15 protein-coding genes are annotated in these 18,764 nt (G+C 61.8%); 4 read left to right on the plus strand and 11 right to left on the minus strand.

What is annotated here, in order from left to right; translation table 11 throughout:
• Positions 1 to 16 precede the first annotated feature (16 nt).
• A complete protein-coding gene (locus JYU29_RS05165) occupies positions 17 to 1,234 on the minus strand; it encodes an FAD-dependent monooxygenase (protein WP_213983646.1) in 1,218 nt (405 codons plus the stop codon).
• An 18-nt stretch (positions 1,235 to 1,252) separates the two neighbouring features.
• Positions 1,253 to 1,498 (minus strand): zinc-finger domain-containing protein, encoded by a 246-nt coding sequence (locus JYU29_RS05170; RefSeq protein ID WP_213983647.1) that lies wholly within the window; start codon positions 1,496 to 1,498, stop codon positions 1,253 to 1,255.
• Positions 1,499 to 1,639: 141 nt separating this feature from the next.
• Here JYU29_RS05170 and JYU29_RS05175 point away from each other — a divergent pair, with 141 nt between their 5' ends.
• Positions 1,640 to 3,847 (plus strand): RNA degradosome polyphosphate kinase, encoded by a 2,208-nt coding sequence (locus JYU29_RS05175; RefSeq protein ID WP_213983648.1) that lies wholly within the window; start codon positions 1,640 to 1,642, stop codon positions 3,845 to 3,847.
• Positions 3,844 to 5,361: an exopolyphosphatase gene (gene ppx / locus JYU29_RS05180; protein ID WP_213983649.1), complete on the plus strand. Its 1,518-nt coding sequence runs from the start codon at positions 3,844 to 3,846 to the stop codon at positions 5,359 to 5,361. The genes JYU29_RS05175 and ppx overlap by 4 nt, the downstream gene beginning before the upstream one ends.
• Before the next feature lie 25 nt (positions 5,362 to 5,386).
• Here ppx and rnd read toward each other — a convergent pair whose 3' ends face one another.
• Together rnd and JYU29_RS05190 are read right to left on the minus strand one after the other, a co-directional pair.
• Positions 5,387 to 6,544: a ribonuclease D gene (gene rnd / locus JYU29_RS05185; protein WP_213983650.1), complete on the minus strand. Its 1,158-nt coding sequence runs from the start codon at positions 6,542 to 6,544 to the stop codon at positions 5,387 to 5,389.
• Between the two features lie 76 nt (positions 6,545 to 6,620).
• Positions 6,621 to 7,868, minus strand: coding sequence for an MFS transporter (locus JYU29_RS05190; protein WP_213983651.1), 1,248 nt, complete (start codon positions 7,866 to 7,868; stop codon positions 6,621 to 6,623).
• A 237-nt stretch (positions 7,869 to 8,105) separates the two neighbouring features.
• On the opposite strand from JYU29_RS05190, the gene aspS reads away from it, so the two are divergent.
• Entirely contained in the window at positions 8,106 to 9,890 is a 1,785-nt protein-coding gene (aspS, locus tag JYU29_RS05195; protein ID WP_213983652.1) for an aspartate--tRNA ligase, read from the plus strand.
• Between the two features lie 97 nt (positions 9,891 to 9,987).
• On the opposite strand, the gene JYU29_RS05200 is transcribed toward aspS, so the two are convergent.
• Positions 9,988 to 11,187, minus strand: a complete 1,200-nt coding sequence (locus JYU29_RS05200; protein WP_213983653.1) for a hypothetical protein — start codon at positions 11,185 to 11,187, stop codon at positions 9,988 to 9,990.
• Between the two features lie 267 nt (positions 11,188 to 11,454).
• On the opposite strand from JYU29_RS05200, the gene parC reads away from it, so the two are divergent.
• Positions 11,455 to 13,707 (plus strand): DNA topoisomerase IV subunit A, encoded by a 2,253-nt coding sequence (parC, locus tag JYU29_RS05205; protein WP_213983654.1) that lies wholly within the window; start codon positions 11,455 to 11,457, stop codon positions 13,705 to 13,707.
• Here the strand turns inward: parC and JYU29_RS05210 are convergent.
• From JYU29_RS05210 to hemB, 6 genes are all read right to left on the minus strand, one after another.
• Positions 13,700 to 14,911 carry a winged helix-turn-helix domain-containing protein gene (locus JYU29_RS05210; protein WP_213983655.1) on the minus strand — a complete coding sequence of 404 codons (1,212 nt, stop codon included), beginning with the start codon at positions 14,909 to 14,911 and terminating at the stop codon, positions 13,700 to 13,702. The genes parC and JYU29_RS05210 overlap by 8 nt on opposite strands.
• Before the next feature lie 45 nt (positions 14,912 to 14,956).
• On the minus strand, positions 14,957 to 15,856 hold the full coding sequence (locus tag JYU29_RS05215; protein ID WP_213983656.1) for a DMT family transporter: 900 nt from the start codon (positions 15,854 to 15,856) through the stop codon (positions 14,957 to 14,959).
• Between the two features lie 38 nt (positions 15,857 to 15,894).
• Positions 15,895 to 16,665: an arginyltransferase gene (locus tag JYU29_RS05220; RefSeq protein ID WP_213984277.1), complete on the minus strand. Its 771-nt coding sequence runs from the start codon at positions 16,663 to 16,665 to the stop codon at positions 15,895 to 15,897.
• A 100-nt stretch (positions 16,666 to 16,765) separates the two neighbouring features.
• Positions 16,766 to 17,248, minus strand: a complete 483-nt coding sequence (locus JYU29_RS05225) for an RDD family protein (protein WP_250157182.1) — start codon at positions 17,246 to 17,248, stop codon at positions 16,766 to 16,768.
• A gap of 89 nt (positions 17,249 to 17,337) precedes the next feature.
• On the minus strand, positions 17,338 to 17,697 hold the full coding sequence (locus tag JYU29_RS05230) for a DUF423 domain-containing protein (RefSeq protein WP_213983657.1): 360 nt from the start codon (positions 17,695 to 17,697) through the stop codon (positions 17,338 to 17,340).
• Positions 17,694 to 18,725 (minus strand): porphobilinogen synthase, encoded by a 1,032-nt coding sequence (hemB, locus tag JYU29_RS05235; protein ID WP_213983658.1) that lies wholly within the window; start codon positions 18,723 to 18,725, stop codon positions 17,694 to 17,696. The genes JYU29_RS05230 and hemB overlap by 4 nt, the downstream gene beginning before the upstream one ends.
• Positions 18,726 to 18,764 lie beyond the last annotated feature (39 nt).

The following is an 18,764-nucleotide window of genomic DNA, read 5'->3' on the forward strand; positions in this document are numbered from 1 at the left end:
CGAAGTCTGGAAGGGGTCAGCGCTGCTCGCGCGGCTCCTTCCAGCCGTAAAGCCAGTCGAGATCGCGCGCGAGACTTTGCGGCCCCTTCAAGCGCAGCACCATGTCGCGACCAAAGGCGATCGGGCCGGCCGCGTGCCACGCCATGCGGTTCAGCTTACCACGAGCCAGAAGGCGATCGATACGCGGTCGGCGTTCGGCTTCATAGAGCGGCAAGGCGCGTTCAAGATCAGTGCGATGCTGGCCAAGCAGGCTCGCCAGAACGGCAGCGTCTTCGATCGCCATGGCTGCGCCTTGTGCAGCGAATGGAAGCATCGCGTGCGCCGCATCGCCGGTCAGCACAAGCCTCCGAGCGGTCCACTTCAAACCCGCCGGTGCGCTGTAAAGCGGCCAACGCGTCCATGTTGTTAGCGTACTCAAATGTTGAAGCGGCGCTCCCAGGCGCGACAGAAACGCAGTCAACGCGGCTTGGCCATCGGTCTGAGACCAGTCTTTTGTGCCCGCCGTTCCGCGCGTGATGGCCACCAGATTCAGCGCTTTGCCTGCCGAGATCGGGTAAGCCACCAAATGCGCTTTCGGGTCGAGGAAGGTCGACACCTTGTCGAAGCGGATCAGCGAGGAAAGGCCGAGTGCCTCGGCTGTGCCGCGGTCGATCGTTGTGCGCCACGCCGTCATGCCGGAAAACACGCTATCCACCGGCTGGTCTTGCTGAACGAAGCGGCGAAGGCTCGACCAAACGCCGTCTGCGCCCACCAGAAATGCGCCCTTGATCGTCGTCGTGCTGCCATCGCGGGAAAGCGTAAGCGTCACGTCGTCGGTACCGAACTCCGCGCTGAGAACCTGAGCATCTTTCTCGATTATGATAGCAGGCTGGGCTTTCACCGCTGCAAGCAATGCCTGCTGGATCGCAGCTCGGTGTGCCACAAGATACGGCGCGCCGTAGCGGGCGGCACTTTCTGTCAGCGGAATTTCGGTGAGTTGCCGCAGCGTGGTTGCATCGCGTAGCACGACGCCTGTTGGCGCCACCGCATGCGGCAGAAGGTGCTCGAGCACGCCGAGCCGGCGGAGGATATGTGTCGCATTGGGGGAAAGCTGAAGCCCTGCGCCCACTTCGCCGAATTCCTGTGCGGCCTCGAACAGGCGCACGGGAAATCCTTCAGCCGCCAGGGTGAGTGCTGCGGTCAATCCGGCAACACCGCCGCCTGCGATCAGGATCGGTCTATCGGGAGAGACCATGCCGGCACATGCAGCCGATCAGGCCGCGTGCACTTCGTAAAGGCTGCCTGCCGGAACGCTTTCGCCCGCGCCGAGCGCCGCATTGTAGCGGTACAGCGTCGAGCAATAAGGGCAGACTTTCTCGTTGTCTGCGCCCATGTCGAGGTAGACATGCGGATGGTCGAAAGGTGGGTTTGCCCCCACGCACATGAATTCCTTGACCCCGACTTCAATCATCGGATGTCCGGCATCGTTCTGGAAATGCGGAATAGTGCCGCCAGCCATGACATGCTCCTGTGCTTGCGTGATCGGCATCTGGAACAGAAATCGGGTGTTTGCAAGCGGCCGTGACGAAACTGTCGCAAATCAATTGCATGACGCTACATTGTGCCGCGCTATGTGCAGCGGTGGAATGGGAGATTGTTGATGAGCGAGAGCAAGCCGCGGCGTGGCGAGTTGAAGGTGGATGCGTCGGAGGTGGTGGAAACGTCGGGCGGAAACCCGGATCGCTTTGTCAATCGGGAGTTCTCGTGGCTTCAGTTCAACCGACGTGTGTTGGAAGAATCGCAGAACGCGCGGCATCCGCTGCTAGAGCGCGTTCGATTCCTGTCGATCTCGGCCGCCAACCTCGACGAGTTCTTCATGGTTCGCGTCGCGGGCCTTGCAGGTCAGGTGCGCCAAGGGATCGCCGCGAAATCCGCTGATGGTCGCACGCCGGAGGAGCAGCTGGAGAACATCCTGCTGGAAGTCGGTCGTCTTCAGGAAGACCAGGAAGCAAGTCTGAGCCAACTCAACACGTTGTTGAAGGTGGAAGGCATCGAAACCGTTAAGCCCAGCGCGCTCGCCAAGGATGAGAAAGCCTGGCTCGAAGCGCACTTCATGGACGCAATCTTTCCGGTTCTCACGCCGATGTCGATCGACCCGGCCCATCCGTTCCCGTTCATCCCGAACCTCGGCTTCACCATGGCTTTGGCGCTCAAGCACAAGCGCCTGAACGAGACCATGACCGCTCTGGTCCGCATGCCGCCCGCTCTGCGCCGCCTGATCCGCCTGCCGGAGAAGGACAAGGAAGTGCGGCTTGTTCTCCTGGAAGATGCTGTCGAACTGTTCATTGGCAAGCTTTTCCCCGGCTACCAGATGACCGCATCCGGCACGTTCCGGATTATCCGCGATAGCGATATCGAGGTGGAGGAAGAAGCCGAGGATCTCGTGCGCTTCTTTGAAACCGCTTTGAAGCGCCGCAGGCGCGGGCAGGTGATCCGCATCGAGTTCGACAGCGGAACGCCGGCTGAACTGCGCGCCTTCGTGGCGCGGGAACTCGCCGTGCCGGAAAGCCGCGTCAGCGTGCTGCGCGGGCCGCTGGCGCTCAACCAGATTTCGGAACTGACCTCGATCCCGCGCGATGACATGAAGTTCATCCCCTACAACCCGCGTTTTCCCGAACGCGTGCGCGATCGCAACGGCGACTGCTTTGCGGCGATCCGGGAAAAGGACATCATCGTCCACCATCCCTATGAAAGCTTCGACGTGGTGGTGCAGTATCTGCGCCAGGCTGCAGCCGATCCCGATGTGCTCGCGATCAAGCAGACGCTCTACCGCACCTCCAACGATAGCCCCATCGTGCGCGCACTGGCTGATGCGGCAGAGGCCGGTAAGTCGGTCACCGCTCTGGTCGAGCTGAAGGCGCGGTTCGACGAGGAGGCCAATATCCGCTGGGCGCGCGATCTGGAACGCGCCGGCGTGCAGGTCGTATTCGGCTTCGTGGAGCTGAAGACCCATGCCAAGATGTCGCTGGTTGTTCGGCGCGAAGAAGGCAAGCTGCGCAACTACGTGCATCTGGGCACCGGCAATTATCACCCGATCACCGCGCGCATTTACACCGATCTGTCCTACTTCACCTGTGATCCGCAGCTCGCCCGTGACGTGTCGCAGATCTTCAACTTCATCACGGGCTACGCCGAACCGACCGAGGAGATGCGGCTGGCGATCTCGCCATTCACGCTGCGCTCCAGCATCCTGAAGAACATCGCAGGCGAGATCGAGCATGCGAAGGCAGGGCGTCCGGCGCAGATCTGGATGAAGATGAACTCGCTGGTCGATCCCGAGATCATCGACGCACTTTACGATGCGAGCAGCGCCGGCGTGGACATCGATCTGGTGGTGCGCGGCATCTGCTGTTTGCGTCCGCAGGTGCCGGGCCTGTCCGAGAACATCCGGGTCAAGTCGATCATCGGCCGCTTCCTGGAACACAGCCGCATCTTCTGCTTCGGCAATGGCGGCGGACTGCCGTCTGATGGCGCGTTGGTCTATATCGGCTCGGCCGATCTCATGCCGCGCAATCTCGATCGCCGCGTCGAGACCCTGGTGCCCATCACCAATCCGACTGTGCATGAACAGGTTCTCGGGCAGATCATGCTCGGCAACATCATGGACAATCAACAGAGCTTTGAAGTACTGGCCGACGGCACGTCCCGCCGTATGGAATGGGACGGCAGCGAGGAAGCGTTTAATGCGCAGGAATACTTCATGACGAACCCAAGCCTGTCGGGCCGAGGTGATGCACTGAAACAATCCGCACCCAAGCGCATTACCCGCCAGAAGCGCAAGAAAGGGAGCGTTGAAGGCACCGCATGATCGCGAACTCGCAAGGGCGTCTTCAAGACCGTCGTCCGATCTCAATCATCGACATCGGATCAAACTCGATCCGTCTGGTCATCTATGAAGGCATAGCGCGGTCACCGACTGTGTTGTTCAACGAAAAGATGCTGGCCGGTCTTGGCCGTGGCATCGTTTCAACGGGCCGACTGGATCCGGAAGCCGTTCAGCGCTCGGTGGAAGAGTTCCGCCGTTTCAGGGCGCTGGCGGAACAGGCCGGGTCGGAAAGCCTGCATGTCATCGCCACCGCCGCTGCGCGTGAAGCAGAAAACGGACCGGACTTCATCCGGCGCGCCGAGGACATTCTAGGCGTCGACATCAAGGTTCTGAGCGGGCGCGAAGAAGCCTATTACTCGGCGCTCGGCGTGATCTCCGGCTTCCATGATCCAGACGGCATCGCCGGCGATCTGGGCGGCGGCAGTCTGGAACTGGTGGATGTCGCGGGCGACGTCATCGGTGACGGCATTACGCTGCCGCTGGGTGGCCTACGTCTGCAGGATGTGACGAAGGGCTCGCCGCAGGCGGCAGTTGATGTCATCCGCAAGCAGCTGGCGCGTGCCGATCTGCTCGATGGTGGCAAGGATCGCACCTTCTATGCGGTTGGCGGGACATGGCGCAATCTGGCGCGTTTGCACATGATCTCGACCGGCTATCCGCTCAACGTCATGCACCATTACGAAATGGATCTGGAAAGCATTGCGCCTTTCCTGCGGCAGGTAGCGCGCGGCGAGTTGGACAAGATGAAGGGGATCAACCTGATCTCCAAAAACCGTCGCAGCCTGCTGCCTTACGGCGCCGCAGCCTTGCAGGAAATCGCGGCTGTCATGAAGCCGTCGCGTATCGTCGTGTCAGCGCTCGGTGTTCGCGAAGGCTATCTGTATTCCCTGCTCACAGAAGAAGAGCGCAAGTCCGATGCACTCATTTCGGCGGCTGAAGAACTGGCGGTTTTACGCGCTCGGTCCGTGACCCACGCGCATGAGCTCGTGGCTTGGACAGGCGAGACGCTGCAGGCGCTGGGGATCAAGGAGAATGCAGCAGAAGCGCGATTGCGCCATACCGCCTGCCTCGTGGCCGATATAGGCTGGCGGGCGCATCCCGAATATCGCGGTGTGCAGTCGCTGAACATCATCGCGCATGCCTCCTTTATCGGCGTCGACCATCCCGGTCGTGCCTTTATCGCTCTAGCCAACTTGTTCCGTCATGAAGGTGTGTTCCAGGATGGTTTCGCGCCGGAACTCGCGTCGCTTGCCGGCAAGCATTATCTGGAGCGCGCGCGTCTGCTCGGCGCAATGATGCGGGTCGTCTACCTGCTGTCGGCTTCCATGCCGGGCGTGCTGCCGCAGCTGAAATGGGCGCAGCAGGCGAACGGCAACCTGGCGCTCGTTCTTCCGAAGGCGTTGGCCCATCTCGCCGGAGAGCGGCCGGCCGGGCGCATTGCCCAGCTTGCCAAGGTCAGTGGTAAGGCTCTGGAGCTGGTTGTCGCGGATCAGTAAGCGGGCAAAAGGCTGAAGCTTTGCTTCAGCCTTTTGCCTCTACCACCGCGATCCGGCGCTTCTCGAACTTCAGCGCGACTTCGCCCTGGATGAGCTTCAACGCCTGTTCGCCGAACACTTCGCGGCGCCAGCCTTGCAATGCCGGCACATCTGCGTTTTCGCCCTTGGAAGCGATCTGCTCGATGTCATCGCTCGACGCCAGCATCTTGGGTGCGACGGACTGTTGTTCGGCAACAATGCGCAGCAGAACCTTCAACAATTCGGCCCCCGCACTCGTGCCCTCTGCCGGCTGCGAATAGCGCGGCAGCTTCGGCATCTCGTCTTTCGGCACGGCAAGGGCCGTGTTGATGACGGCAAGCAACTCAGAGGCTGTCGACGATCGCTCCCAGCCTTTCGGCGTCGTACGCAGCCGTCCGAGTGCATGCGCATCTTTCGGCTGCTGCTGCGCGATCTCGTAAATGGCGTCGTCCTTGAGCACGCGGCCACGCGGGACGTTGCGGCTGCGCGCTTCGCGCTCGCGCCAGGCTGCGACATGCTGCACCACGGTGAGTTCGACCGGCTTGCGCAGCCGCATCTTGAGCCGCTTCCAGGCGTCTTCCGGCTTCAGGTCGTAGGTTTCAGTGGCCGTAAGGATACCCGTTTCTTCTGCCAGCCAGTGCGCGCGGTCTTCCGTTTCCAGCTGCGTTTTCAGATGCAGGTAAACCGGGATGAGGTAGGTCACGTCGGCCAGCGCATATTCCAGCTGTTTCGTCGACAGCGGCCGGTGCCGCCAGTCCGTGAAGCGCGAGGATTTGTCGAGGTGCGAGCCGGTGATCTTCTGGACGAGCTGGTCATAGGACACACTCTCGCCGAAGCCGCAGACCATGGCCGCGATCTGCGTATCGAAAACGGGCGAGGGCACGAGACCGCCAAGATGGAAGATGATCTCAATGTCCTGGCGTGCGGCATGAAAGACCTTGGTGACACCCGTATTGGCCATCAAGCGGAAGAAGGGCGTGAGGTTGATGCCTTCGGCCAGTGGGTCGATCAGCGCGTTGCGCTCAGGTGTCGCCATCTGGATGAGACAGAGCTCAGGCCAGAAGGTGGTTTCGCGGATGAACTCCGTATCAACCGTCACGAAGTCTGCCTGCTCGAAGTCTGCAATGGCGTCTTCGAGTTCTGCCTGGGTCTGGATAACGTTCATAAAGACTGCTTTCGATTCCGTTGGCGCAGTTTTCAGCGCAAGCGCGGCACGTCAAGGCCGCAGAACGGCAATTGCGTCATTCGCTTGCCAGCGGCGCCGATGAAGTGCGCGTGCGGCGCGTCAGCCGCGAAAACAAAGGCGAGGTCCGCAACAGCGCGGTAAAGCGGCTGCGCCGCGACGCAGGGACCGGCCCACGAACACGCATGCGGTAGAGCGTGATGACGATCAGTACGGCATAAACCATGCCCGTGAAAACGAACAGGGCCGCCGGTCCAAACACCTGCATCACATAGGCCGCTGCCACCGGGCCCACGATTGCGCCGATGGAATAGAACAGCATCAGGGCTGCGGTCACCAGCACATACTCGCCCTTTTCGGCATGGTCGTTGGCATGGGCGGCGCAAAGCGAGAACAGCGTCATGGCAAAGGCGCCGAAGGTGAAAACGAGCGCGAAGTTTGCAAGCACATTGCTGCCTGCCAGAAAGGCCAGCGCAAAGGCTGCGATCATCGAAACGGCCGTGACGATCAACAGCACCTTGCGCCGATCCCAACGATCGGACAGGGCGCCTAAGGGATATTGCAGCAGAACGCTGCCGATAATGCCGGCGCTGACGAAGATGACGATGTTGGCTTCCGACATTCCAAGCTGTTGCGCGTAAACAGGCGCGAGGGTTCGGAACGAGCCGTTCGTGACACCAACGGCAACGCAGCCGATGGCTGCCAGAGGCGAGATCGCCCAGGCGCGTCGGAGGTTGAGCTTCACCTCTTCGGGGGCGACGGGATTGGACCGGTCACCGAGCGAAACCGGCACCAGGGACAGCGTGATCATCATCGTCATGATGCAGAAGATTGCATAACCCTCTGTTCCCACGAGCGGAATAAGGAACTGGCAGCCGGTGACGGAGCTGACATCGACGATGCGATACAGCGCCAGAACGCGGGCGCGGTCCTTGTTCGTGGCGCCCTGGTTGAGCCAGCTTTCGATCACCGTGAAGAGGCCGGAGAAGCAGAAACCGGTCACAAAACGCACGCCGGCCCACACAAACGGGTCGATCCACAGGATCAGCATCAAGGTCGCGGCGGAGGCGATGGCGGCCAAGGTGGCAAAGGCGCGGACGTGGCCGACGGCTTGCATGATGCGGGTGATCCACAGGCAGCCGATGAAGAAGCCGGCGAAATAGGCCGTGCCCATCCAGCCGATCATGGAGGGCTGGAAGCCTTCGGATGCGCCGCGGATGGCGATCAGGGTGGCTTGCAAGCCGTTGCCGCCGAGCAGGATGCCGGCGGCAATCAGGAGGGGTATCAGGGGGCGCAGCGTCGACATGGGCATCCGGAATGCGGCCTAAGCCACGCAATATGGAGCGCAGAACAGCGATGTGGCGATCCAAAACGCTTGAATTAAGTGGACCAGTAGCAGCAATTTGCGCATTTGGCAGACAGGAATGCGCCCTCGGAGAGCGTGTTCTTGACAAACCGCACCCTGCATGCGCTTTTCGCGCCGATTTCGGTCCCTGCAACTTGCGGGCGACCTCCAGCGCATCCGTACCACCCGGGAACTCTCATGCATCGCTATCGCAGCCACACCTGCGCTCAACTTCGTAAAACCGATGTCGGCCAGACCGTTCGTTTGTCAGGCTGGGTTCATCGTGTCCGCGATCATGGCGGTCTGCTCTTTATCGATCTGCGCGATCATTATGGCCTGACCCAGATCGTCGCCGATCCGGACTCGCCCTGCTTCAAGACGGCCGAGAAGGTTCGCGGCGAATGGGTGATCCGAGTCGACGGTGAGGTGAAGGCGCGTACGGCCGAGACCACCAACTCGAACCTGCCGACCGGTGAGATCGAGATCTTCGCCAAGGAAATGGAAGTGCTGTCGGCTTCCAAGGAACTGCCGCTGCCGGTGTTCGGCGAGCAGGAGTATCCGGAAGACATTCGCTTGAAGTATCGCTTCCTCGATCTGCGCCGCGATACGCTGCACAAGAACATCATGCAGCGCACCCGCATCATCGCGGAAATGCGCAAGCGCATGACCGAGTCGGCCTTCACCGAGTTCTCGACGCCGATCCTGACGGCATCGAGCCCGGAAGGCGCGCGCGACTTCCTCGTACCGTCGCGCATTCATCCCGGCACGTTCTACGCCCTGCCGCAGGCGCCGCAGCAGTACAAGCAGCTGATCATGGTGTCGGGCTTCGACCGTTATTTCCAGATCGCGCCCTGCTTCCGCGACGAAGACCCGCGCGCCGATCGACTGCCGGGCGAATTCTACCAGCTCGACCTGGAAATGAGCTTCGTGGAACAGGAAGACATCCTGTCCACCATGGAGCCGGTGATGCGCGGCGTGTTCGAGACCTTTGCCGAAGGCAAGCCGGTCACGGACGTCTTCCCGCGCATCAAGTATGACGACGCGATCCGCAAATACGGTTCCGACAAGCCGGACCTGCGCAACCCCATCGAGATGCAGGCCGTCTCCGAGCATTTCGCGGGTTCGGGCTTCAAGGTCTTTGCAGGGATTCTCGCCAACGATCCCAAGGCGGAAGTCTGGGCGATCCCGGCCAAGACCGGCGGCAGCCGCGCTTTCTGCGATCGCATGAATTCCTGGGCGCAAGGCGAAGGACAGCCGGGCCTCGGCTACATCTTCTGGCGCAAGGAAGGCGACAAGATCGAAGGCGCCGGCCCGATCGCCAAGAACATTGGCGAAGAGCGCACGGAAGCCATTCGCCAGCAGCTCGGCCTGGAAGACGGCGATGCGGCCTTCTTCGTCGCCGGCAACCCCGCGAAATTCTACAAGTTCGCAGGCGATGCACGCACGCGCGCCGGCGAAGAACTGAACCTCGTCGATCGCGATCGCTTCGCGCTATGCTGGATCATCGACTTCCCGTTCTTCGAATGGAACGAGGACGAGAAGAAGATCGACTTCGCGCACAACCCGTTCTCCATGCCGCAGGGGGGCATCGAGGCGCTGGAAAACCAGGATCCGCTGTCGATCAAGGCTTACCAGTATGACATGGTCTGCAACGGCTTCGAGATCGCGTCCGGTGGTATCCGCAACCACCTGCCGGAAACGATGGTCAAGGCGTTCGAGATGGTCGGCCTGTCGCGCGACACGGTGGAAGAGCGCTTCGGCGGTTTGTACCGCGCCTTCCAGTACGGCGCGCCGCCGCATGGTGGCATGGCGGCCGGTATCGACCGTGTGGTGATGCTGTTGTGCGGTGCCAAGAACCTGCGCGAGATCACGATGTTCCCGATGAACCAGCAGGCCTACGATCTGCTGATGGGTGCGCCGTCGGAAGCCACGCCGCAGCAGCTGCGCGAGCTCGAACTGCGCACCACGCCCAAGAAGGACTGAGGCGAGCGGCTGCTTGCAGCCGCTTCCAATCTCTTTCCAGAAGATACAAAAAAGCCCGGCTCGCGCCGGGCTTTTTCTTTGAACGGTTCAACCCAACTTAGTCGTTGGCGGAAACGCTGATGCCGAGCTGGTTGATGATCGCCTTCGGCGCATCCGGGCCGCGTGCCATCATGCCGGTTGCGGCCAGCTGGGCGAAGGGCAGGGGCTGAGCGGGCTTGGCCATGATCTGGATGCTCTTCGGATCATCCAGGAAGCTGTTGACGGCATTGCTGACCGACTGCGCGAAGTCCGGCATGTTGAGCTGCGCCAGACCGAAGGGCACGATCGCCTTGGCCTGGTTGATCATCGCTTCCGGCGTCGTCTTGTGGTTCTTGGCGATGATGCCGATGATCTTGTTGGTCAGGGAGTCATCCTCGAAGCGGATGGTCGCCTGGTTGAAGATCACCTGCTGCATGAGACCGAGCATGGCCATGCCCTGCGCCGACTGATCGGCTTCGGGCGCTGCCGCCATCTTTTCCGTGGTTTCCCGGATCGTGCGGATCAGGGCCGGCGTGTAGCCGTCGATATCGAAGGTGACGCTGAGCGTGCCGGCATCGTCGACCACGAAGTCGTTCTTCTTGATGACGAGATCGCCGTTCTTGGTGTTCCAGGACGCCTGCATGTCGATCTTGCCGGTGACGGTCTCATAGCCGAGATCCGACAGCATCGGCTTCAGGTCCGGGGTCGCCAGCTGAAACAGATCGCTGCTAAAGCGATTGGCCGCGACCGTGATGTCGAAGGAGCCGCTGCCGGTGGATGTTTCCTTGGCCGAGCTGTTGATGTCTTCGATCGTGAGAACGCGCTTGCCGCCGAGATCCACGGTGGCCGTGTCGGCCTTGGCGCTGTCGTAGGGCGTCATGCCGGAAGAAGCCACTGCATCGAACGGCAACTGCGCGCCGGTGACCTCGATGCCCTTGGCAGCGATCGTCGCGCCTTCCTGCATGATCGAATAATCGGACATGGTGATGGAGCCGACCCGGTAGTGGTCGCTTTCTTCCGCGATGTCGGAGAAGGTGACGTCGCCGAGCTGCACCGGCTCGGTCATGCCGGGCACGGTGCCCTTCACGCCCTTGGCGACGACCTGCGATTCGTCACCGGTCAGCTCGTTCCATTCCAGGATGGTTCCTTGTTCCGCCGAAAGCGCCTTCAAGCGCGTACCGAACTGCTCGAGCTCGAAGGCCTGTGCACCCGTGATGGGCAGAACAAGGGCGAGCGCGGTGAAACACAGGGTTGAAGCCAGAGGCAAACGCTTGGTCATGTTGATGATCCTGTCCAAAGCAATGGTTCGGTCAATGTTGGGTGCTTCTTTCCGAGATCAACCCGGCGAGAGCAAGGCGAATGGTGGCGCAAGCAGAGGATGCTGACGGATTTCATCTCCTCCCGCCGCTTGCGGCTACTTTGCTGAATGCCTGCACGAAAAGCAAACCAGCTTCTATCCACAGAACTCACAGGCTGAACGGCTGGTTTACGCGCATGTTCTGATCTTGTTCTTGCCGCGAATCACTGCGTTCGTTAGGCCAAGGCCATGGGAAAGAGCCTTGTTCCGCCGCCGGATAATGGCGGCAACGCCATTGAACCGGTCGACCTCAAGCGGGCGCTCGAAGAGCGCTACCTCGCTTATGCGCTGTCGACCATCATGCATCGCGCGCTGCCGGATGTGCGCGACGGCTTGAAGCCGGTGCACCGCCGCATCATGCATTCCATGCGGCTGTTGCGGCTCAACCCCGATCAGGGCTTCGCCAAATGCGCCCGTATTGTCGGTGAGGTGATGGGCAAGTTCCATCCCCATGGCGACGCGTCGATCTATGACGCGCTGGTCCGCCTGGCGCAGGATTTCTCCGTTCGCTATCCGCTAGTCGACGGCCAGGGCAACTTCGGCAATATCGATGGCGATAGCGCCGCCGCCATGCGCTACACCGAAGCGCGCATGACCGACGTGGCGACGGCGCTGCTCGAAGGCATCACCGAAGACGCCGTTGATTACCGCCTGACCTATAACGAGGAAGACGAAGAACCGGTGGTCCTGCCGGGCGCGTTTCCGAACCTTCTGGCCAACGGCTCTTCCGGTATTGCGGTCGGCATGGCGACGTCGATCCCGCCGCATAATGCGGCCGAGCTGTGCGACGCGGCGCTGCATCTGATCGACAATCCCGACGCGTCCACCGAAACGCTGCTGCAATGGGTGCAGGGACCGGATTTCCCCACCGGCGGCATCGTGGTCGACAACCGCGCATCGATCCATGAAGCCTATGAAACGGGCCGTGGCGGTTTTCGCCTGCGCGCGCGCTGGGAAAAGGAAGATCTGGGACGCGGCACCTGGACGGTGGTGGTGACCGAGATCCCTTACGGCGTGCAGAAGTCGCGGCTGATCGAGAAGATCGCCGACCTCCTGATCGCGCGCCGTTTGCCGCTGCTGGAAGACATTCGCGACGAAAGCGCGGAAGACATCCGCGTGGTTCTCGTGCCGAAAAGCCGCGCGGTGGACCCGGGCCTCTTGATGGAATCGCTGTTCAAGCTGACCGAGCTCGAAACGCGCTTTCCGCTCAACATGAACGTGTTGTCGCGCGGCAAGGTGCCGAACGTGCTCTCGCTCAAGGGCGTGCTGAAGGAATGGCTGGAACACCGCAAGGATGTTCTGATCCGCCGTTCGCGCCATCGTCTGGCCGAGATCGAGCGCCGGCTGGAGATCCTCGCCGGTTATCTCATCGCCTTCCTCAACATCGATGAGGTGATCCGCATCATCCGCGAGGAAGATGAGCCCAAGAAGGTGATGATCGCGCGTTGGGACCTGACCGATGTGCAGGCCGAAGCGATCCTGAACCTACGCTTGCGCCAGTTGCGCAAGCTGGAAGAGTTCGAGATCCGCAAGGAATTCGATGCGCTGTCGGCCGAAAAGGCTTCGATCGAGGCGCTGCTCGCTTCGCCGGAAAAGCAGTGGCAGACGATCAAGTGGGAAGTGTCGGTGATCCGGCGCAACTACGGACCGGACACGGATATCGGCAAGCGCCGCACGACCTTTGCGGACGCGCCGGAGGTCGATCTCGGCGACATCCATCAGGCGATGATCGAGAAAGAACCGGTCACGGTGGTGATTTCCGAAAAGGGCTGGCTGCGGGCGCTGAAGGGGCATCTGGCGGATTTCGGCGCGCTGACCTTCAAGGAAGGCGACAGTTTGAAGCTCGCTTTCCATGCGCAGACCACGGACAAGATCCTCGTCTTCACCACCGGCGGCAAGTTCTACACGATCGGAGCCGATCGTTTGCCGGGCGGACGTGGCCATGGCGAGCCGATCCGCATCATCGTGGACATGGACAACGATCAGGCAATCGTCACCGCCTTTGCGCATCAGCCGGGCCGGCGTTTGCTGCTGACCTCGCATGGCGGCTACGGCTTCCTCGTGCCGGAAGACGAGGTGATCGCCAACACCCGCAAGGGCAAGCAGGTCATGAACGTCAAGATGCCGGACGAGGCCAAGCGCTGCGTGCCCGCCAACGGCGATCAGGTCGCGATCGTCGGCGAAAACCGCAAGATGCTGGTGTTCCCGCTGGCCGAGGTGCCGGAAATGGCCAGGGGCAAGGGTGTGCGGCTGCAGCGCTACAAGGATGGCGGTGTGTCCGACATCAAGGTCTTCACGGCCGAACAGGGCCTGAGCTGGCAGGATTCCGCCGACCGCACCTTCAACCGCAGTGCCGCCGAGCTGGCGGAGTGGACGGCCGAACGGGCAACGGCTGGCCGGATCGCGCCGAAGGGTTTCCCGCGCACGGGGCAGTTCAACTAGGCGCGAGCCAGTCTGGGGCCAGCCAGTCTCGGGCGTAGTCGGTGCGGCTGACGCCGGTGAAACGGCGCAGGCGCTCGATCTCGGCTTCGAGCGCAACCGTCAGCGCCTTCGAGATGCGGACGCCTTTTTCGGGCCAGAAGCGGCGCACGCTCATCAGGTCGTTGGGGCGATCGGCCTTCATGTCGATGCGCCCGACGATCGTGTCGCCGCGCAGAACCGGAAAAACGTAGTAGCCATATTTGCGCTGCGCTTCCGGTACGAAGACTTCGATGCGGTAATGAAAGTCGAAGATGCGCTCGGCGCGCCCGCGATCGCGCAGGAGCGGATCGAACGGGCTCAAGATCCGCACCCGAGTCGGCGGTTCGGGCACGGTGTCGAGTTCGGCCAGTGTGGCGGGAAAGGCGTAGGCGGTGCGCGGCTTGGAGCCGTCGGCGCTTTCGATACGAACCTCTTCCAGCCGCGCGCGATTGGCGGCCACCCATTCTTCCACCTCGGCGGGCTTCAACAGCTGGAAGAAGGCTGCGATCTGCCCGCGCGTGCCAAAGCCCAGCCGGGCGAGGGCGGCGGTGCAGGCCCAGTCCACGAAGGCGTCGTGATCGACAGTCTGCGCGCGATAGGCGGCGGGGATGACGCGTTCGGTGAGGTCGTAGACTTTCTGGAAACCTTCGCGGCGCGTGATCTGAAGCGCGCCGGTGCGCCAAAGATATTCAAGCGCGGCTTTCGACGGATGCCAGTCCCACCAGCCGGTGGAGGGCTTGTCGCGCGCTTCGAAATCACGCGCCATGACCGGGCCGTGATCGCGGATGCGCTTGAGAACGGCATTGACGGTTTCGTTGAAGGCCGAGCCGAACTGCGCCGCGCGGCGCTGGTCGAGCCGCTCCTGTTCGCGAATGAAACGGTGCTTCCAGTAGGGGAAGAAGGACACCGGGATCACCGACGCGTCATGCGTCCAATGCTCGAACAGTGTTCTTTCGCGCTCGATCAGCTGATGCAGCTGCTTCTGCTTGTAGGTCTTGTTGCGGGCAAACAGGATCTGGTGATGCGCGCGCTCGACGATGGCGATGCTATCGACCTGGACATAGCCGAGCCGCTCGATCACGGCCTGCAGTTCAGGCAGGGTTTGGGCGCGGTGCGGCGGATCGGACAGCGCCTGGTGGTGGATCAGGAGGCGGCGCGCCAGGCGGTTCGGGATGAGGGGCTGCATGGTTGGGAAGGTAGGTTCCTGCCCGCGTGCCTCAAGTCAGATGGCTCAAGTCGGATGGCGGATCGTCAGGGCTGCACGGCGTCGGCGGCCTTGCGCGATCTGCCAAGCGGAATGGGCGATCAGCGTGACGATGAGGATCGCGCCGCCGATCAGGCTGGCGGTGGTCGGCACCTCGGTGAAGATCAGCCACACCCAGATCGGCGCGAGCACTGTCTCCAACAGATAGAACATCGCGACCTCCGGGCCGGACAGGTATTTCGGCGCGTTGGCGAGGCAGAAGAAGGCGATGGGCATGACGAGCAAGCCGTCGAGCATGATCCACTGCGGCGCCTGCGCTTCGAAGCCGACGCGCGACACCATGACGATCGCCACGCACAAAGCGGGGATCACGGCCATCAGCGACGCGAAGCCCATATCGCGCCCGCTCCAGCGGCTGATCGTGATGGCGGTGGCGATCAGAAAGGCCGAGCACATCGCCAGCGCATTGCCCAGAAGATTGCCGGTGCCGATGCCGGCGTGAACGATGATCAGCACGCCGACGATCATGAGCGTGATCGCGCCGAGCGTTGCCGGCTTCGGCCGTTCTCTCAGGAAGATCCATGAGAGAACGGCGGCGAAGGCGGTGTTGAAGGCGAGAATGAAAACGAGGTCGGCCGTGGTCGTGTGGAACACGGCGAGCAGGAAGGTCATCGACGACAGCGAATAAAGGCCGGCAACCAGAAGGCCGATGCGGCCGGGGATCAGCGGCGGGAGTTTTACGCGCAGGCCACGCAGGATCGACCAGATCACCAAAGTGGCAACCAGCGTCGTGCTGGTGCGGATCAGAAGCGCGCTCCAGCTGTTGGCTTGGCCGAGCTTGACCAGGGGAATGTCGACCGTGAGCACGAGGCCGCCAAGGGCAGCCAGAAGCAAACCGCGCGCATGCGGCGAAAGCGATTGGAACAAGCGAATCTCCCCGGATCTGGAAGGGAGTTAGATCCAGTTCACGCGCCTTGTCGAACCTCATCTGGGTTGAAGCGCGCCCAACCTCTTGGTCCAAGATGTTCCTGCGGCTGGAAGCGCACCTTGTAGGCCATCTTGGGCGAGCCGTTGACCCAATAGCCCAGATACACATGCGGCAGGCCCATCGAGCGGGCGCGCGCGATGTGGTCGAGAATCATGAAGGTGCCGAGCGAGCGCTCGTCGAGGTCGGGATCGAAAAAGGAATAAACCATCGACAGGCCGTCGCCCATGCGATCGCTGAGCGCCACGGCCACGAGATCGCCCACACCCTTGCCGGTGATGAAGGTGTCGGGACCGCGCCGGCGATATTCGATGACCTTGGTTTCGACATGGCTGTCTTCCACCATCATGGCGTAATCGAGCACGCTCATGTCCAGCATGCCGCCGCGCTTGTGGCGGGCTTCGAGATAGCGGCGGAAAAGGGAATATTGCTCCGTGCTGGGCGCAGCGTTTCGCATGTCGCCGACCAGATCATCGTTGCGCCCCAACACCCGCTTCATGTTGCGGGTGGGCTCGAATGCGTTGACGAGAACACGGGTGGAAACGCAGGCGCGGCAGGTCTCGCAGGCCGGACGGTAGGCGATGTTCTGCGAGCGGCGAAAGCCACCCTGCGTCAGGAGATCGTTGAGATCCGTCGCCCGATTGCCGATCAAATGCGTGAAAACCTTCCGCTCATATTGCCCTTCCAGATAAGGGCAGGCGGTGGGTGCCGTCAGAAAGAACTGCGGCGAAGGTGGCTGGTGATGCGTCATGAATGCCTGAAAGCGGCTCACTCTTTTACGCGTAGGTTGAACCCCTCACGCGAAAGGTCAACTCACAAAGATTGATCCGCTGTTCAAGCGGGACCGCCGCTCAGCGATCCGAACGAACCACGGCTGTGCCGAGCAGCAGATCGTGGGCGGTGCGCTTGCGGTCGAGAAACAGCGAAGCAAGCAGGATCAACGGCGTAAGAATGACATTGCCAGCCCAAAATAGCACGGAGTGAACCACCGCGAGAACGCCGTCCACGCGGCCACCATCGAGCCGCTCGAGCCGGATCGACATGGCGCGCATGCCAAGCGTGGCCTGACGCGACGAGCCCATGGTCGCGAACACATAGATGAGGGCGATCATCGGGGTCAGCATGCCAAACAGCATCCAGCCAAGGCCAAGGGTGATGATGCCGAGGAAGCCGACAATCACGCTGACTGGAATGAGCAGCAGAAGAACGATGGCGTAGTCGATGCAGAACGCGAGAATGCGACGCCGGCGAACACCATCATACAGCCTGACATCATCAAGGCTGCGATCAAGCGCGCCGGTCTGATTCATCGTGGCAGTGTGCTGAGTCGACATCGCGGTCCTTCCAGTGGTTTCTTGCCCTTGAGATGGCGATTTTTGCGCCGGATTCAAGAAAGAACCCTCGGGACGTAGAAGCGTCGATGTCAGCCGCGCCGGGGAAGCAGGCTGGCGACGCCGATCGCGATCCAGCCGAGGATCATCATCACGCCGCCGGCGGGCGCCGCCATGGGGAACAGGCGCTCGGCCCCGTAATGTCTGATGATGAGGTCGGCCGCGAACAAGGCGACGCCGACAAACAAGAGCCAGGCTGCCAGACGCAGCGCCTTCGAAGCACCGAGCAGCCCAACGGCCAGAAGCGCGGGTGCATGCATCAGAAGAAAGGACGCGCCGGTGGCGATGGTTCCACCGCCGCTATGGGTTGCGACCGCCGAAAAGGCGACGCCCGCTGCACCGCACAGCGCGGCGGCAACGCAAAGGGCGCGACCCGGCTGGGCTGCGATCATGATGCGAGGAGTTCCGCCACATCAGGGGCGAAGTAGGTAAGGATGCCGTCGCAACCCGCGCGCTTGAAAGCCAGAAGGCTTTCCAGCATGGCGCGTTCGCCGTCGATCCAGCCATTGGCGGCAGCAGCCTTGATCATCGTGAATTCGCCCGACACCTGATAGGCGAAGGTCGGCACGGCGAAGGTTTCCTTCAGCCGGTGAATGATGTCGAGATAGGGCATGCCAGGCTTGACCATCAGCATATCAGCGCCTTCGGCGAGATCCTGCTCGGCTTCGCGCATGGCTTCATTCGAATTGGCGGGATCGAGATAATAGGTCTTCTTGTCGCCCTTCAGGAGCCCGCTTGTGCCGATGGCTTCGCGGTAAGGACCATAAAAGGCCGACGAGAACTTGGTGGCGTACGACATGATCGCGACATCCTGGAAGCCATCGGCGTCCAGTGCATCACGGATCGCGCCGATGCGGCCGTCCATCATGTCGGAGGGCGCGATGATGTCCGAACCCGCGCGAGCCTGCTCGAGTGCTGCTGCAACGACCTGATCCACGGTTTCATCATTGACGATGATGCCATCGCGCAGAATGCCGTCATGGCCGTGATCGGTGAAGGGATCGAGCGCGGCGTCGGTGATGATGCCGATGTCGGGTGCGGCGTCCTTGATCGCGCGGGTGGCGCGATTGATCAGGTTGTCGGCATGGCAGGCATGCGACCCGGTTTGATCCTTCAAGGCATGGTCGATGTAAGGGAAGGTCGCAATCGCGGGAATGCCGAGCGAGGCGGCGCGCTTGGCTTCCTGTGCCGCCATATCCACCGACAAACGAAACACGCCGGGCATTGCGGGCAGGGGCTCGCGCTTGTTCTCGCCATCAACAAGGAAGATCGGCCAGATCAGGTCATCGACCGTCAGCCGGTTTTCCTGAACCAGCCGGCGCGACCAGTCTGTCTTGCGCGTTCGGCGCAGGCGGCGGCTTCCGGTGATTTCGTCAACGCTTCGGCCGATCCGTGTCGGCGTGCGGGTTATCCTGTCCATGGCAGAGGCCCTTTCTTGCGCCAGCCCATAGCACAAGGG

It is taken from the genome of Tianweitania aestuarii (assembly GCF_018457165.1).
GTDB classification, from domain to species: domain Bacteria; phylum Pseudomonadota; class Alphaproteobacteria; order Rhizobiales; family Rhizobiaceae; genus Tianweitania; species Tianweitania aestuarii.